This is a genomic window from Listeria welshimeri serovar 6b str. SLCC5334, assembly GCF_000060285.1.
GTDB lineage: Bacteria > Bacillota > Bacilli > Lactobacillales > Listeriaceae > Listeria > Listeria welshimeri.
Genome location: NC_008555.1, coordinates 981667 through 998434 on the forward strand (window position 1 = coordinate 981667; position 16768 = coordinate 998434).

19 protein-coding genes and 1 riboswitch are annotated in these 16768 nt (G+C 35.9%); of the genes, 15 read left to right on the forward strand and 4 right to left on the reverse strand.

Annotated features, from left to right (window positions below):
- Nucleotides 1-25 precede the first annotated feature (25 nt).
- Complete coding sequence (locus LWE_RS04870) at nt 26-172, reverse strand: teichoic acid D-Ala incorporation-associated protein DltX (protein WP_011701786.1); 147 nt, start codon at nt 170-172, stop codon at nt 26-28.
- 262 nt (nt 173-434) lie between these two features.
- On the opposite strand from LWE_RS04870, the gene rpiA reads away from it, so the two are divergent.
- The gene (gene rpiA / locus LWE_RS04875; RefSeq protein WP_049789879.1) at nt 435-1052 is read left to right on the forward strand and encodes a ribose 5-phosphate isomerase A; all 618 of its coding nucleotides are present in this window, start codon (nt 435-437) and stop codon (nt 1050-1052) included.
- Between the two features lie 43 nt (nt 1053-1095).
- Here the strand turns inward: rpiA and LWE_RS04880 are convergent, their stop codons facing one another.
- Together LWE_RS04880 and LWE_RS04885 are read right to left on the reverse strand one after the other, a co-directional pair.
- Nucleotides 1096-1539, reverse strand: coding sequence for a GNAT family N-acetyltransferase (locus LWE_RS04880; RefSeq protein WP_011701788.1), 444 nt, complete (start codon nt 1537-1539; stop codon nt 1096-1098).
- A gap of 17 nt (nt 1540-1556) precedes the next feature.
- On the reverse strand, nt 1557-2306 hold the full coding sequence (locus LWE_RS04885; RefSeq protein ID WP_011701789.1) for an alpha/beta hydrolase: 750 nt from the start codon (nt 2304-2306) through the stop codon (nt 1557-1559).
- Between the two features lie 218 nt (nt 2307-2524).
- On the opposite strand from LWE_RS04885, the gene LWE_RS04890 reads away from it, so the two are divergent.
- The 3 genes from LWE_RS04890 to LWE_RS04900 all read left to right on the forward strand — a co-directional run bounded on the left by LWE_RS04890 (nt 2525) and on the right by LWE_RS04900 (nt 5255).
- Nucleotides 2525-3544 carry a branched-chain amino acid aminotransferase gene (locus tag LWE_RS04890; RefSeq protein ID WP_011701790.1) on the forward strand — a complete coding sequence of 340 codons (1020 nt, stop codon included), beginning with the start codon at nt 2525-2527 and terminating at the stop codon, nt 3542-3544.
- 197 nt (nt 3545-3741) lie between these two features.
- Nucleotides 3742-4506, forward strand: coding sequence for an ABC transporter ATP-binding protein (locus LWE_RS04895; RefSeq protein ID WP_011701791.1), 765 nt, complete (start codon nt 3742-3744; stop codon nt 4504-4506).
- Nucleotides 4503-5255 (forward strand): ABC transporter permease, encoded by a 753-nt coding sequence (locus LWE_RS04900; RefSeq protein ID WP_011701792.1) that lies wholly within the window; start codon nt 4503-4505, stop codon nt 5253-5255. The genes LWE_RS04895 and LWE_RS04900 overlap by 4 nt, the downstream gene beginning before the upstream one ends.
- Before the next feature lie 35 nt (nt 5256-5290).
- Here the strand turns inward: LWE_RS04900 and LWE_RS04905 are convergent, their stop codons facing one another.
- Nucleotides 5291-6766, reverse strand: a complete 1476-nt coding sequence (locus LWE_RS04905; RefSeq protein WP_011701793.1) for an LM6179_1298 family efflux MFS transporter — start codon at nt 6764-6766, stop codon at nt 5291-5293.
- A 139-nt stretch (nt 6767-6905) separates the two neighbouring features.
- Between LWE_RS04905 and LWE_RS04910 the strand changes: the two genes are divergently transcribed.
- The 11 genes from LWE_RS04910 (at nt 6906) to LWE_RS04960 (ending at nt 16725) form a co-directional block, all read left to right on the forward strand.
- Nucleotides 6906-7958, forward strand: a complete 1053-nt coding sequence (locus tag LWE_RS04910; RefSeq protein ID WP_011701794.1) for a M42 family metallopeptidase — start codon at nt 6906-6908, stop codon at nt 7956-7958.
- A gap of 12 nt (nt 7959-7970) precedes the next feature.
- Nucleotides 7971-8447 (forward strand): glutathione peroxidase, encoded by a 477-nt coding sequence (locus LWE_RS04915; RefSeq protein ID WP_011701795.1) that lies wholly within the window; start codon nt 7971-7973, stop codon nt 8445-8447.
- 136 nt (nt 8448-8583) lie between these two features.
- A complete protein-coding gene (locus tag LWE_RS04920; protein ID WP_011701796.1) occupies nt 8584-9027 on the forward strand; it encodes a LytTR family DNA-binding domain-containing protein in 444 nt (147 codons plus the stop codon).
- Nucleotides 9028-9456 carry a DUF3021 family protein gene (locus tag LWE_RS04925; protein ID WP_011701797.1) on the forward strand — a complete coding sequence of 143 codons (429 nt, stop codon included), beginning with the start codon at nt 9028-9030 and terminating at the stop codon, nt 9454-9456. It abuts the gene before it with no gap.
- Nucleotides 9453-10364, forward strand: a complete 912-nt coding sequence (locus tag LWE_RS04930; protein WP_011701798.1) for an ABC transporter ATP-binding protein — start codon at nt 9453-9455, stop codon at nt 10362-10364. The genes LWE_RS04925 and LWE_RS04930 overlap by 4 nt, the downstream gene beginning before the upstream one ends.
- Nucleotides 10357-11211, forward strand: a complete 855-nt coding sequence (locus tag LWE_RS04935; RefSeq protein ID WP_011701799.1) for an ABC transporter permease — start codon at nt 10357-10359, stop codon at nt 11209-11211. The genes LWE_RS04930 and LWE_RS04935 overlap by 8 nt, the downstream gene beginning before the upstream one ends.
- An 81-nt stretch (nt 11212-11292) precedes the next feature.
- Complete coding sequence (locus tag LWE_RS04940; protein WP_011701800.1) at nt 11293-12861, forward strand: peptide chain release factor 3; 1569 nt, start codon at nt 11293-11295, stop codon at nt 12859-12861.
- 106 nt (nt 12862-12967) lie between these two features.
- A complete protein-coding gene (locus LWE_RS04945) occupies nt 12968-13393 on the forward strand; it encodes a MarR family winged helix-turn-helix transcriptional regulator (RefSeq protein ID WP_011701801.1) in 426 nt (141 codons plus the stop codon).
- Between the two features lie 53 nt (nt 13394-13446).
- The gene (locus tag LWE_RS04950; protein WP_011701802.1) at nt 13447-14808 is read left to right on the forward strand and encodes an MATE family efflux transporter; all 1362 of its coding nucleotides are present in this window, start codon (nt 13447-13449) and stop codon (nt 14806-14808) included.
- 79 nt (nt 14809-14887) lie between these two features.
- A riboswitch (yybP-ykoY riboswitch) is annotated at nt 14888-14992 on the forward strand.
- 97 nt (nt 14993-15089) lie between these two features.
- Nucleotides 15090-15857, forward strand: coding sequence for a TerC family protein (locus LWE_RS04955; protein WP_011701803.1), 768 nt, complete (start codon nt 15090-15092; stop codon nt 15855-15857).
- A 100-nt stretch (nt 15858-15957) separates the two neighbouring features.
- Nucleotides 15958-16725 carry a TerC family protein gene (locus LWE_RS04960; RefSeq protein ID WP_011701804.1) on the forward strand — a complete coding sequence of 256 codons (768 nt, stop codon included), beginning with the start codon at nt 15958-15960 and terminating at the stop codon, nt 16723-16725.
- The last annotated feature ends 43 nt before the right edge of the window (nt 16726-16768 follow it).

The following is a 16768-nucleotide window of genomic DNA, read 5'->3' on the forward strand; positions in this document are numbered from 1 at the left end:
CCATTTTTAAACCGTCCTTTCTTTTTTAGAATTCATTGTAAATAAATTTCGCGCCTTCTGGGTTTTTGAAACCATAAAACCATAGTAATCCAAGCAATACAGCAAAATAAAAAATGGTTTTTAATGTGAAAATAGTTGCAGGATGATGTAAAAATAGTTTTATTTTGTCCATAAATCCACCTCGTTTTGTTTCAATTACATTACGAATGTTAAAATTAAACACTTAATACTTACTTACTGTAATACATTTGTCTTTAAATGTCCAATTACATTTTTGTAAGGTTAGAAAATAGAGATATTTTGAACTTAAAAGCGTATGCGCGTATAATGAAAAGATAGATATAGCAACATGTTTTTGCTAAGAATGGAGGGGGATTAGGGTGAATCAGAAGAAAATTGCAGGAGAAAAAGCATGTGGATGGGTGAAAGATGGAATGGTTGTCGGACTTGGAACAGGGAGTACTGTTTACTATACAATCGAAAAATTAGGAGAAATGGTACGTGACGGTCTCAATATTACTGGAATTGCTACATCTGAAGAAACTGCAATACAAGCTAAAAAACTGGGCATCCCATTAAAATCTTTAAATGATGTAAAGCAAATAGATGTCACAATTGATGGAGCAGATGAAGTGAACAAAGATTTTCAAGGGATAAAAGGTGGAGGAGGAGCGCTTTTACGCGAAAAAATGGTAGCAGCAGCTAGCTTGATGAATATTTGGGTAGTGGAAGAAAAGAAATTAGTGGAAGAACTTGGCGAATTTTCACTTCCAATAGAAGTAATTCCATTTGGCTGGAAACAAATTAAGTGGAGTCTTGAAAAAGAAGCAATTGAAACAGAATTACGAAAAAATGATTCAGGAAAAGTGTATCAGACAAATAATGGAAATTATATTTTGGACATTAAAAATCAAATTTTGACGAATCCAGTAGAATGGCAAGAAAAACTAGCGGGGATTCCTGGAATTGTCGAGCATGGATTGTTTTTAGATTATGTGGATATAGTTATTTGTGGAAAAGCAAATGGAGAAGCAATAGTAATAAAAAAATAGTTATTTCTTCTATATAAAAGATAAAAGAAATAACTATTTTTTATTAAGATTTATTGGCTAATGTTTTTTTCATTTCCTTATGTTCGATGTTTGCATCAAGAAAAATTTCGGAACATGTTTCATAGCCTAATTTTTCATAAAAAGGAATAGCGGTTAATTGGGCGCCAAGTTTCAGGGTTTTTAAGCCGCGCTTTTTGGCCTCTTTTTCAATGGCTTCCATAATGCGACGTCCACTTCCAGTCCCACGAGCGATTTTCTGAGTGCAAATACGCTCTACTTTACCATAGCCGTCTTTCACACGGAATCTTCCGGTTGCAAGTGGCGTACCGTCCTCTGCATAGTCAACAAACATGTCCACTGAATCCATTTCGTCAAATTCGTCCCACTCTAATTCAGGATCAACATGTTGTTCGACGACAAATACGTCATTTCTGATTTTTAGGGCAGCTTGTTTCCCGATTTCATCTGTTACTTTCTTTACTGTCAAGTTGTTTCCGTCCTTTCTTATGCACGCATGCTTTCTAAATCAAATGTATTTACTGGAAGCATAAATTGAAGGGATTCTTTGATAAATGGCTGCCAGTATTTCCAGCGATGGTCGCCATTAAATACACGGAAGTAATAATCAAACCCTCGAGAAGTCAAAATTTGTTCTAAAGATTTATTTGGTGATAAGAAATCGAGTACTTCATTTCCAGTAGTTTCAACTGCAGTTTCTTGATCACCAATAATATGATAAATTTTCACTCTGGCAGGATCAGCTTTTTCTGCTAGGGCAAGAATGGTTTCATCAACATATGGAGAATGCAAAATAACATTACCAAATGTAAAAGGAAATAGAAGTGCTGCTTTTAATGAAACAGATGCTCCGAGTGAGTCACCCATAAGGAATCTGCTTGTTGGCATCTGGAAGGAAGGGAAACGTTCTTCAAGATAAGGAACTAGTTCAAAGGCTAAGAAACGGATATAAGCTTCATTTTGTTTACCATCAGGGTGATATTTCTCACGCCGATCCATTACGGTTTTGTAAGGAATTCCAATGAAAATGGCTTTTTGAATCTGTTCATTTACCGCTAATTCTTCGGAGTGGCGCGCAAGTTTCCCAAACTGAAAATAATCTTTTCCATCTTGTACAATAAAAAGTGGATATTTGTAAAGTGGCGAAAAATCAGGTGGCAAGCAAATAATTAAATTGAGTTCCTCTCCTAGCGATTTACTATAAAATTTCTCATCCAACATTTTGTGAGCTGTCATATCCATTCTCTCCTTTCTTGAAATTATTCCTTCTAAGATGATTGTTTTTTGAAAAGTTACTCTATTTTAGCATGAATAACGCTAAAAGAAAGAACATTTTGCCTATTTATTTGAAAAAATTTTCTTTTTCACATGACTTCACTGCAATAATGCTAGTTATTATGCTATACTGAAACATACAATAATTCTGTTTTAACGATAGAAAGTGGGGATTTTGAATGAGTAAAGATATTGACTGGAGTAATTTAGGTTTTAGTTATATTAAAACGGACAAACGTTACATTTCTTATTGGAAAGACGGGGAATGGGACGAAGGTACACTAACGGAAGACAATACGCTACATATTAGCGAAGGCTCCACAGCGCTTCATTACGGACAACAATGTTTTGAAGGTTTGAAAGCATATCGATGTAAGGACGGTTCGATAAATCTTTTTCGCCCAGATCGTAATGCTGCTCGAATTCAAAAAAGTTGTGAGCGTTTATTAATGCCGCATATCCCAACAGAAAAATTTATTGATGCTGTTATGCAGGTTGTGCGTGCGAATGAAGAATTTGTTCCTCCATATGGCACAGGTGCAACACTTTATCTACGTCCATTTGTTATTGGTGTTGGTGATAATATTGGTGTACATGCAGCTCCAGAGTATATTTTCTCTGTTTTCTGCTCTCCAGTAGGACCATATTTCAAAGGTGGAATGGCGCCAACTAACTTTATCGTATCTGATTTTGACCGTGCTGCTCCAAATGGTACAGGTGCAGCAAAAGTAGGCGGAAACTATGCAGCAAGTTTACTTCCAGGCCAAGCAGCAAAAGAACGTAATTTTGGTGATTGTATTTATTTAGATCCAGCTACGCATACAAAAATTGAAGAAGTTGGTTCTGCTAATTTCTTTGGTATTACTAATGATGATAAATTCATTACACCATATTCACCTTCTATTTTGCCAAGTATCACGAAATATTCATTGCTTTATTTGGCAGAACATCGTCTAGGTTTAAAAGCTGAAGAAGGCGATGTATATATTGATAAATTAGATGAATTCAAAGAAGCTGGAGCATGTGGAACAGCGGCGGTTATTACACCTATTGGTGGCATCCAAACGAAAGATGACTTCCATGTATTCCACAGCGAAACGGAAGTAGGACCTGTAACTAAACGCTTATTCGATGAACTGTGTGGTATTCAATTTGGAGATATAGAGGCTCCAGAAGGTTGGATTTATAAAGTGAAATAATGATAAAACCGTCCGTTCAGCGGGCGGTTTTTTATAATTAAAAGTAAAAGGCATTTCCCGCAAATTAAAAGGAAGTGCTTTTTTTATTGACATAAATGCAACTCGGTGTTACTATGTAGTAGTAATAAGTCATACAGAATACCTGTGACACTGAGTAGTGGAACCTAATAATAAATTGGAAAGAAGGTTGTATTCAAATGAAAAAAGTCATTATTAAAGCCACTAGATTGGAAAAATCATTTAAGAAAACAGAAGTCTTAAAGGGTGTAGATTTTGAAGTAGAGCGTGGCGAAATTTTTGCATTGCTTGGATCAAATGGTGCTGGAAAAACAACAACCATCCAAATTTTAGCCACTCTTTTAAAAGCGGATAATGGAAGTGCGAATGTATCTGGTTTTGATGTTCTGAAAAGCCCAGAGAAAGTGCGCGAACATATTAGTCTTACTGGACAATTTGCAGCTGTGGACGGACTTTTGACTGGGAAAGAAAATATTTTACTCATTGCTAAATTACGTGGAGAAAAAAATCCATCTCAAACTGCGAGTGATTTATTAAACCGTTTTGGTCTTGAAGAAGCAGCAGAACGGCGTGCGGACACTTATTCAGGAGGAATGACACGACGTCTTGATATTGCTATGAGCTTGGTTGGTTCTCCAGATGTAATTTTTCTTGATGAACCGACAACTGGACTTGATCCTGAGGGGCGAATTGAAGTATGGAAAACAATTAAGGCACTTTCAGAGGAAGGAAAAACCATTTTACTAACTACACAATATTTAGAAGAAGCGGAACAGTTAGCTGATAAAATTGCTATTCTTCACAGTGGGAAGATTATTGCTAATGGAACTTTAGATGAACTAAAAAAATTATTCCCGCCTGCTGAAATTGAATACGTCGAAAAGCAACCATCTCTAGAAGAAATTTTTCTAGCAATTATTAATGAGAAGGAGGAAGTAAAATGAAAGCAGTTCGCGATACTAGTATATTATTTGGTCGATCTATGCGTCACATTTTGCGTAGTCCTGATACAATTATCACGGTGGCAATTATTCCGATTATGATTATGTTAATGTTTGTGTATGTCTTAGGTGGGGCGATTCAAACAGGGACCGACAATTATGTTGATTACTTGTTACCGGGTATTATTTTAATGGCTATAGCAAGTGGAATTGCTTATACAGCAGTACGATTATTTACAGATGTACAAAAAGGTTTATTTCAACGATTTCACTCTATGCCAATTAGTCGTTCTTCGGTATTATGGGGACATGTTTTAACTTCGCTTGTTTCGAATGCAATTTCAGTAGTATTAATTATTCTTGTTGCGCTTTTAATTGGTTTTCGTTCTTCTGCTGGTTTGATGGAGTGGCTCGCTGTTGCGGGGATATTACTGTTATTTACATTAGCGCTAACATGGGTCGCTGTTATTCCAGGTTTAACTGCAAAATCAGTGGATGGCGCGAGTGCATTTTCATATCCACTCATTTTTTTACCATTTATCAGTTCAGCTTTTGTTCCTACCGATACAATGCCCACAGTGGTTCGTGCATTTGCTGAAAATCAACCGGTAACCTCTATTGTTAATACGATTCGAGCATTGCTTTATTCAGGAGAAGTGGGGAGTGAAATATGGGTCGCACTAGCTTGGTGTATAGGAATTACAGTCGTCGCCTATGTTTTTGCTGTACTAAAATATAAAAAAACAATTTAAATAAAAAAGATTGACTCCGAGGAGCCAATCTTTTTTTAATTTTCACCAGAAATATGTTTTTTCGGTAAGATAAAATGAATGAAATAACTAACAATACAACAAGCAAACATTACCCAGAAAACCATGTGAAGCCCGCTATATAAAATATCTCTGAGCGGTCCAACAAGGTCTGCGTTTACATTGCCGGAAGTTTGTGGACTAATTAGTTGGTTTAAATTGCTACGATTCACTTCACTACCAGCGGCTGCGCGGAACTGACTTGTTAGAACAGAATTAAAAATAGTTCCAAATACAGCTACACCAATTGTTTGACCAACTGTTCTAAAAAGTGTGTTAGAGGCAGTTGCAATCCCTGTTTGGAATCTCGGCACAGCATCTTGAACGGTGACTGTCGTAGTAGTAAAAATGATTCCAAAACCAAATCCCATAAATGCGCTATTTAAATAGAAGAAGATATCATTTGTTGAAGCTGGGAATAAAGCTAAAATTAGTCCGCTGGCCGCTGTAATCAATACACCAATGCCAACTGTGTGTCGGTTTCCAAGTGTCATTAGAAGCTTCCCACCAATAAATGATCCAATAATCCATGTAATTGAGAGTGGGGCAAGCATGAAGCCTGCAATCGTAGCTCCATGACCAAGCATTCCTTGTGCCCACATTGGAATATATACATTGATTCCAATTAAAAAAGCACTAATTAAGAAACCAATTAAGTTTCCGATTAAGACAACTGGATTTTTAAATAAGACAAATGGCATAATCGGGTCTTTCGCTCGTTTTTCTACAAAATAAAAAGTAATAAATAATAGAATCGAAGCAACAAATAGAATGACGACGAGCGGCTCCGTCCAGTTGAGTGATTCGCCGGCTCGTTGTAAGGCAAATAATAATCCAAGTAGCGCGACCGTAAAGAGTGAGGCACCAAGATAATCAATTGGTAATTTCACATGTTCCACCTGTTCACGTAAGTAAAGCAAAATAAGTAAGATTGTTAAGAGGCCAATAGGTACATTAATAAAGAAAATCCAATGCCATGAAAGTTGATCTACTAGAAACCCGCCAACAAGTGGTCCAAATACGCCAGCAATACCCCATGCAGACCCCATAAAGCCAAGCACTTTCGCTCGTTTTTCAAATGGATAAACGTCAGCGATAATCGTCATAGTAGAAGGTAAAATCCCACCTGCGCCAATACCTTGAATCGCGCGAAAAATAATTAATTGTTCCATATTTTGTGCGAATCCACAAAGTGATGAGCCAATAATAAAAATAATTGTCGCAATTACAAAGATATTTTTTCGTCCATACAAATCAGACAGTTTTCCATAAATCGGAACCGTCACTGCTGATGTTAGCAAATAAACAGAAAAAATCCAGTTCATTAACTCTATACCGTCCAACTGACTTACAATCGTTGGCATCGCAGTACTCACGATGGTACCTTCAATAGCTGCCATAAATGTTGCAACAAATACAGCGATGGTAACGGCTTTTACTTTTGTTTGTTCCAAAAAATTCCCTCCCTTTTCATCTACCGAATTATAGCATATAAAACGAAAGAAATGCGAAAAAGTTAATCCTAAGAAATGCGCTCCATAAAGATAAGCGCTATAATATAATAGTAGAAAGTGAACTAAAGGAGGAATACGCTTGTCATACGAACCAAATACAAAACAAACAATGCAAAAGATTAAAGAATTAACATCTATCCCAAGCCCAACTGGTAACACTGGGAAAATTATTGAAACAATTTCCAAGGAGTTAGACAGTGCCAACATTCCTTATAGCTTAAATAATAAAGGTGGTTTAATCGTTACGCTTCCGGGCAAAGATGATACAAAACATCGTATGCTAACGGCGCATGTGGATACACTTGGGGCCATGGTTAAAGAAATTAAATCTGATGGAAGATTACTTTTAACTTTAATTGGTGGCTACCGTTTTAACGCAATTGAAGGTGAATATTGTACGATTGAAACAAGTGCTGGAGATTTGTATAGCGGAACTATTCTTATGCACCAAACTTCTGTCCATGTGTATAAAGATGCTGGAACTGCTGAACGTAATGATAAAAATATGGAAGTTCGTCTAGATGTGAGAGCGCTAGATGCAGATAAAGTACGTGCGCTTGGAATTGAAGTAGGGGACTTTGTTTCCTTTGATCCACGTGTCCAAATTATTAATGATGAGTATATTAAATCTCGCCATTTAGATGATAAAGCAAGTGTCGCGATTTTATTACAACTAATTAATTACATTCACGAACAAAAACTAGAGTTGCCACACACAACCCACTTCCTTATCTCTAACAATGAAGAAATCGGTTATGGTGGAAATTCTAATATTCCAGTCGAAACAGTGGAGTATCTGGCTGTTGATATGGGAGCGCTTGGTGATGGACAAACATCGGATGAATACACGGTTTCCATTTGTGCAAAAGATGGTAGTGGTCCTTATCACCTTGGTCTGCGTAAACATTTAGTGGAACTTGCTAAAAAGAATCATATCGACTATAAAATAGATATTTATCCGTTTTACGCATCGGATGCAAGTGCGGCGATTAATGCTGGTAATGATATTATTCACGGTTTAATTGGACCAGGAATTGATGCTAGTCATGCTTATGAGCGTACACATCGAGATTCACTTTATCATACAGAAAAATTAGTTTATGCTTATTTATTTTCAAATATAATAAAATAGGAGGAATTCCATATGAATGTCCATGATTTTTCTGAAAAAGCAATGAATGGTAAAGAAATATCCTTAAGTGATTATAAAGGTAAAGTTTTATTAATCGTTAATACTGCGAGTAAATGTGGCTTAACACCCCAACTAGAAGGTCTTGAGGCAATGTATAAAAAACTCGGCGGGGCTAACTTTGAAATTCTTGGTTTTCCTTGTAACCAGTTTTTACGTCAAGATCCTGGTAGTGATGAAGAAATCTTAGAATTTTGCCAAATGAATTATGGTGTAACTTTCCAAATGTTTTCTAAAATTAAAGTAAAAGGTAAAGATGCTAGTCCGCTATACAAATACTTAACTGAACAAACGGGCGGCAAAAAAGTAGAATGGAACTTTGCGAAATTCTTGATTGATGAAAATGGGGAAGTTGTTGAACGTTTCTCTTCAAAAATGAAACCAGAAGATTTTGAGGATAAAGTGGAAGCACTTGTTGCAAATGTAAAATAAATATTAAAACTCGGTAATGAAAATGAATCATTACCGAGTTTTTTTGCATCTTAAGGAGGATAAAATGCAAGTTACCAAAATAAGCTTGTAGTTTCACTTAGACTATTTATAATGAAATAGAGAGGGAGGTGGCTAAATGAAATTTCGAGTGAAGCTGGATAATAGTGTTGCGGTTGGTGGAGTTGACCTACATTGCCACCCACAAGATATCGAAAAAGTAACGAATATTGTTTTAAGTTTAGAAGAAAAAATCTCTGTGAAAAAAGACGGGGAAACTTACTTGCTCGAACCGAAAGTTATTTTGTATTTTGAAGCTGTTGAAAATAAAATTTTTGTTTACACTGAAGAAGAAGTATATGAAACTAATTGGAAATTATATGAACTAGAGAAACGATTTGATGAGAGCTCTTTTTTTAGATGCTCCAAATCAATGATTTTAAATATTGAATGGATAGAAAAAGTTGCGCCTGGTTTTAACGGCAGATTTGAAGCAAGTTTGTTGAACAACGAAAAAGTCATTATTTCTAGACAATATGCTAAAGTTTTAAAACAAAAATTACAGATTGGAGGGGGAAAATAAATGAGAGACAAACTAATTGAGTATATTCAAACTTTTAGCGTCATTTTTACAGGTTCTATTATAACCACAACTTTTTCATATATGTTTTCGGGACATGGAGAAGATATTTCCATTCAAGATATTATTGCTTTACTAATATTTAGTTTGGTTGTCATTATTTTTCAGCAGGTCCTTTTTAATCAAGCAACAATACGAAAACGAACTTTTACTTTTCGGATGATTATTTATTTCTTTTTTGTTGAAGCAGCTATTTTAGGAATTGGGTGGATGCTTAATTGGTACAGCACATTAACTGGATTTCTAAGTATTTTCGTGTTTGTTAGCATTACATTTTTTTTCATGTATCTATTTTTTCATATGCAAGATAGAAAAGTCAGTAATGAAATCAATCAAAAACTAGCAGAAATGCGAGAAAAGGAGATAAAATGATTAAACTAATAAATGTAGTTAAAAACTATGGAAAAGTTGCCGCGGTCAAAGGAATCAATTTTGAAGTTGAAAAAGGATCATTATTTGCCTTCCTTGGTGAAAATGGTGCTGGAAAATCGACGACGATTAGTATGATTTGTACAGAAAGCGAACCGACATCAGGAGAAATTTTTATTGACGATGAAAAATTAACATTTAAAAATCGAAAAGCATTTAGACAAAAATTAGGTGTTGTTTTTCAAGATAATGTGTTGGATGATTTACTAACGGTAAGAGAAAACTTATTTAATCGCGCAAGTTTATATGGAAAAACTAAAGCAGAGATTGTCGAGCGTTTAGAGCTTGTTTCATCTATTATGGAAATTGAGGATATTTTAGGTCGACGTTTTGGAAAGTTATCTGGTGGCCAAAAGCGTCGAGCTGAAATTGCTAGAGCGATTATGCATAATCCAGAAATATTGTTACTGGATGAACCAACTACAGGACTCGATCCAAAAACAAGAATAAGTGTTTGGAAAATTATCGATTATTTGCGAGAAGAATTCGGCATAACGGTATTTTTGACGACACATTATTTAGAAGAAGCCAAAGATGCAGACCAATTAGCAGTCATTCATAAGGGGAAAATTATTGCGCAAGGCACACCGGCGAATATAAGAAGTCGTTTTTCTGTTGATAAAATTTTCTTTTATGGGGCAAACATAGCAGAACTTCAAACAATAATAAAAAAAGTGAACTTACCCTATAAAGTCTCAAAAGGAACAATGCGTGTGGATGTTATAGATGGAAATATCGGAATTTTGAATATATTGAATCAAGCGGCAGGTTTTTACAGTTCTTTTGAGGTGATTAAAGGAAATTTGGATGATGCATTTATCTCAATGATTAAGGAGGATTCTAATGATTAGTCGTAATTTAAAAATTTACTTTCGTGATAGAACCGCTGTATTAATGTCGTTATTAACCGTTTTAATTATTATTGGACTTTATGCAATCTTTTTAGGAAATAATATGGAAGAGATGTTTAAACAGGCTTCTGGAAAAACGACAGGGGTAGAAGAATTAGTAAATACTTGGGTGATTGCGGGAATTTTATCTATCACACCTGTCACAGTTTCGCTAGCTGTTTTTTCTTTGAAAGTACATGATGAAGAGGAGAGTATTGCGAGAAGTTTTGCAATAACACCTGCTTCCAGATGGCGCATTGTGGTGAGCTATATTGTTAGTGGCTTGGTTGCCTCATTTGTCCTTTCACTTATAACTCTTTTTGTTGGAGAAATGTATATTTGGTTGACAGGAGGAGCGATTTTACCGCTTGAAAGTTGGTTGGGTTTAATTAGTACGATGTTAATTAATGTCATTTGTTGTAGTAGTATCATGTTTTTTATTACTAGTATGGTAAAACAAGCGAGCGCATTTAGTTCTGTTTCCACTATTGTTGGTACCGTTATTGGTTTTATTGCCGGGATTTATTTACCGATTGGTTCTCTTCCAGACACGGTGCAAACAATTATGAAGTGTTTTCCGTTTACATATGGAGCATCCGCTATTCGTGAAATAATGACAAAAGCGCCTTTACAACAAGTTTTTGCGGGGAATTCAAATGCAATGAACGCCACAAAAGAAATGATTGGTATTACCATTTATTGGGGCAATAAAACAGTGACGACGGGACTAAGTTTACTTATTTTAATTGCCTTTGCAGTCGTGTTTGGGGTGTTATCGGTCCTCCTCATGAAACGACAAACTAAATAATTTTTGAATAAAAAAACAGCCGAAGTTCTCCTAATTATGCTATACTAATGGAATGTGAATGAATCTAGGAGGAAAATAACAATGAGTCAAGATTTGCAAAAAGAAGTTGCTTCACGCAAAACGTTTGCGATTATTTCTCACCCGGATGCTGGGAAAACGACGATTACAGAACAATTATTATTATTCGGTGGCGTTATCCGTTCAGCTGGGACTGTAAAGGGAAAGAAATCTGGAAAGTTTGCGACAAGTGACTGGATGGAAATTGAAAAACAACGTGGAATCTCGGTAACGAGTTCTGTTATGCAGTTTGATTATAATGGATCAAGAATTAATATTTTGGATACACCAGGGCACTCTGATTTCAGTGAAGATACGTATCGAACATTAATGGCAGTGGATAGTGCTGTCATGGTTATTGATGCAGCCAAAGGTATTGAAGCACAAACCCTCAAATTATTCAAAGTTTGTCGGATGCGCGGAATTCCTATTTTTACGTTTATTAACAAAATGGACCGCCAAGGGAAAATGCCACTTGAACTCCTTGCTGAATTAGAAGAAGTTTTAGAAATTGAATCGTATCCAATGAACTGGCCAATTGGTATGGGAAAAGAGCTTGCTGGGCTTTATGATCGTTATCATCGTGTAATTGAACAATATCGCTCGGAAGAAGATGAGCGCTTCTTACCACTTGGTGAAGATGGTGATTTGAAGGAAGCGCACGAAATTCAAAAATCACTCTATTATGATCAAGCATTGGAAGAAATAATGTTACTTGATGAAGCAGGTAATGATTTCAGCCGCGAACGTATTCTTGCGGGAGAACAAACTCCAGTATTTTTTGGGAGTGCATTAACAAATTTTGGTGTAGAAACTTTCTTACGTACCTTTGTTGATTTTGCGCCAGCCCCTTCAAGCCACGAATCTAATGAAGGCATTATTGAAGCAGACAATCCGAAATTCTCTGGATTTATCTTCAAAATCCAAGCAAACATGAATCCTGCTCACCGAGATCGTATTGCTTTTATTCGAATTTGTTCAGGCGAATTTGAGCGTGGAATGAATGTGACGTTAACCCGAACAGGAAAAAGTATCAAATTAGCTAATTCCACTCAGTTTATGGCAGATGACAGGGAAACCGTTAATCGTGCTGTAGCCGGAGATATTATCGGTTTATACGACACTGGTAACTACCAAATTGGTGATACGATAACAAATGGAAGTAAAAAACTCGAATTTGAAAAACTTCCTCAGTTTACACCGGAATTATTTATGCGTGTTTATGCGAAAAATGTCATGAAACAAAAGCATTTCCATAAAGGTGTGGAGCAGCTCGTTCAAGAAGGTGCGATTCAATTATTTAAAACATGGCGCACAGAGGAATACATTATTGGAGCTGTCGGTCAGTTGCAATTTGAAGTATTTGAACACAGAATGCGCGGCGAATATAATTCTGAAATCCGGATGGAACCAATTGGTAAAAAAATCGCTCGTTGGGTAAAAGAAGAAGATGCGGATGAAAAACTATCCACAGCTAGAAGCATGCTAGTAAAAGATCGTTTCGACCAACCGTTATTTCTATTCGAAAATGAATTCGCGATTAATTGGTTTAATGATAAAAATCCAGATATCGAATTAACTTCATTATTATAAAATACGCAACCTATTTGTACTTTCGCAAATAGGTTGTTTTTTTCTTGACAATTTTTTAAAACGCGCTATAATTAGTTAGAATTCTAATTAATAAGGAGTTGTACTTGTGAGAAGAGAGAAGACGATGGATACGTTAATTCGGTCGATTATGATTAAATCTAAACGGAAAATGGATGCAAAAGTAGGTCAATTTGGATTGACCGAACAACAAGCTAGAGTTCTGGGATTTTTAAATGATAACGCGGCAAATGAAATTATCCAAAAAGATCTTCAGCGAATTTTCCAAACGCGTGGAGCGAGTATTACTAGCCTCATTCAAGGGCTCGAGAAAAAGAAATTAATTTCACGTAAACCAAGCATTCGAGATGGCAGAGAAAAAGTAGTCACTTTAACAGAGGAAGGCAAACGAATCGTGGATGAATTTAATGCTTTTTTTCCGCGTGAAGATGATAAAGCGAAAAAAATACTTTCTTCTGATGAGTATCAAACCTTAATTGAACTACTTAGTAAAATTGATGACAACACAGAATAAAAAAATTTAGTTATATAGTTAGAATTCTAACTAATTTCAAGGGAGGAATTAAAATGAAACACGGAGATAATTATTATTTAACAAAAGCGAGTATTCCAAAAGCGATAGCACACTTATCCATTCCAATGATGCTTGGTATGTCAGTAGGGGTCATTTATAATATCGTCAATGCCTTTTTTATTGGTTTATTACATGATACATCCATGTTAACAGCTGTGACGCTTGGTTTACCAATGTTTACAGTGTTAATGGCAATTGGGAATATGTTTGGAGTTGGTGGTGGTACGTATATTTCTCGTTTACTAGGGAAAGAAGAAGGAATAAAGGCGAAACAAGTATCGGCTTTTGTTTTATACGGAAGTTTGGTTTTAGGTATTTTATGCGCCATTTTATTAGGATTTTTAATCAATCCAGTTACTCATTTTCTGGGTGCGGATACAACGAGTTTTTTACACACGAAAAATTATACATTGGCGCTTCTAATTTGTAGTCCGTTTATTATTGCTAATTTTGCTTTAGAGCAAGTTGTTCGGGCAGAGGGAGCTTCTCGGGTTTCAATGAATGGGATGCTGATTGGTACGCTAGTTAATTTAGTGTTTGATCCATTACTTATTTTATATTTTGATTTTAATGTCGTAGGAGCTGCCGTTTCAATTGGTTTAGCAAGTATCGTTTCACTTATCTATTATGCTTGGTATTTAGAGAAAAAAAGTGATTATTTATCCATTCGTTTTAAATGGTTTAAAGCAACCAAAGAAATTGTCCAAAACGTTTTTAAAATTGGTGTTTCTGAGCTACTTTTATCATTATTTTTAATTGTGACAACGCTCGTTTTAAATCATTATTCGATGATATACGGGGATGGAGTGGTTGCAGGGTTTGGTGTAGCGCTACGGGTAGTGCAGTTACCTGAATTTATTTGTATGGGACTTTACATGGGAATTATTCCACTTTTGGCATATAATTACAGCTCGGGAAATATTGCACGGTTTGAGAAAGCAATCCGTTTTACAGCATTCAGTATCGGTTTTATTGTGCTTGTGATTTCTAGTTTTGTATTTATTTTCCGTTTTCAAGTTATGCATTTATTTAGTGACAATCAAAGTGTTATATCACTTGGTGTGCATATTATGATTGCGATGCTGATATCTTCTCTTTTTAGCGGATTTACAGGGCTCTTTACAAGTACTTTTCAGGCGATTGGAAAAGCGGTTCCAGCTACAATTATGTCCGTCTCGCAAGGAATTATTTTTATTCCCGTCATTATAATAGGTCAACATTATTTTGGTTTAATGGGTGTGATTTGGTCCTTAACAGCGACAGAAATTCTTACGTGTATAATCGGTGTGATACTATTCACAATTTATAATATTAAAATCGCCAGTAGCGCGAAAACTAAAGATCTACTGGTTTAAAAAGTTTGTGAGAAAAATTAGTTGACGAGTACTTCTTTATTATGGTATTATTCTCTAAGTAATCATATATCGTTCTTTGACAAATGTCAGAGGGGAGTAGCGCTGATTAGCTCTTTAATCAGGATAAAGTCGTCATTACATGATAGAGATATCATCGGTTTTATCACATTTAATTTTAAATGTTAGCGAGACCTTTGCCTTTACGGGCAGGTCTCGCTTTTTTGTTTCTTCAAAATAGGAGATCTTTGACATTTTAATAGAACAAAGGAGGAAAAGAATTAGTGGATACAGCAATGATTTTAGAGTACGGTTGGGTACTACTTGTCTTAATCGGTCTTGAGGGTATTTTAGCAGCAGATAATGCAGTAGTTATGGCTGTTATGGTAAAACACCTTCCAGATAAACAACAGAAAAAAGCATTATTTTATGGATTGATGGGTGCCTTTGTTTTCCGTTTTGGCGCATTATTCTTAATCTCCTTCTTGGCAAATGTATGGCAAGTTCAAGCGCTAGGTGCCGCTTATTTACTTTATATCGCTATTAGTCATATTTGGAAACATGCCAAAGGAAAAGATGGAGAAAAAGTAAAAAAAGAAAAAGCAGGATCAGGTTTTTGGATGACAGTTTTAAAAGTAGAGATTGCAGATATAGCGTTTGCGATTGATTCCATGCTTGCTGCTGTGGCACTTGCAATTACGCTTCCAGAAACCGGATGGGGCCATATTGGCGGTATTGATACTGGACAATTCACCATTATGTTCTTAGGTGGTCTTGTTGGATTAATCATTATTCGTTTTGCAGCAACTCAATTTGTTAAATTACTAAAAAGCTATCCAAGCCTCGAAACAGCTGCCTTTTTAATTGTTGGTTGGGTGGGCGTAAAACTAGTTATTTATACATTAGCACATCCAAGTCTTGCAGTAATTCCGCATAGTTTTCCAGAGTCAACCCTGTGGAAATTAATTTTCTGGGGTGTGATGATTCTTATTATTTTGTGGGGATGGTTCGTTTCTTATCGAAGCAAGAAAAAAACAGAAACAATGAAATAATTTTAAATGACCAGAAGTGCATAGTGTACTTCTGGTTTTACATACAACGAGATGCTGAAATAATATTTTTATGATAGAGTAGAAGGATGGTGAATGAGGAATGGATGTTTCCATTTGGGGAGAATATGCGTTAGTTTTTCTTGTATTAGTAATATTGGAAGGAATTCTTTCAGCAGATAATGCGGTAGTTATGGCAGTAATCGTAAAAGGTTTGCCTCATGATAAACAACGGAAAGCTTTATTTTATGGTTTGGTAGGAGCGTTTATTTTCCGGTTTATAGCACTTTTTTTAATTTCATTTTTAGTGAAAATATGGGAAATCCAAGCAATTGGCGCGGTATATTTATTGTATCTAGCAATCAAACACATGTGGCGCTTGAAGAAGGGTAAACAAGAAGAAGTAAAAGAAACTTCCAGTGCAAAATCAACTTCCTTTTGGGGTGTGGTGGCACGTGTTGAGTTGACCGATATTGCTTTCGCGCTTGATTCGATGTTAGCTGCAGCGGCACTTGTTGTTACTTTGCCAGATTTAGGGGATTTTGATATTGGTGGAATGAACGGTGGACAATTTATCGTGATGTTCCTGGGTGGTATTGCTGGATTAGTTGTTATACGTTTTGCAGCTACACAGGTGGTTAAATTATTAGAACGCTACCCTACACTCGAAACAGCTGCCTTTTTAATTGTTGGTTGGGTTGGAGTGAAAATGGCAGTTCTAACGCTGGCACATCCTTCTGTTGCCATTATTCCAGAAGATTTTCCGGATTCAGCAGTTTGGAAGCTGACATTCTGGTCGGTTATGATAATAATAGGTTTGGGTGGTTATATCATTGCGAGAAAAAAAGAGAAGAAAACCAAGAGAGTTTGAATATGAGCAGGAAGTAAAACTACGCCGAAGATTAAAGCTTGTA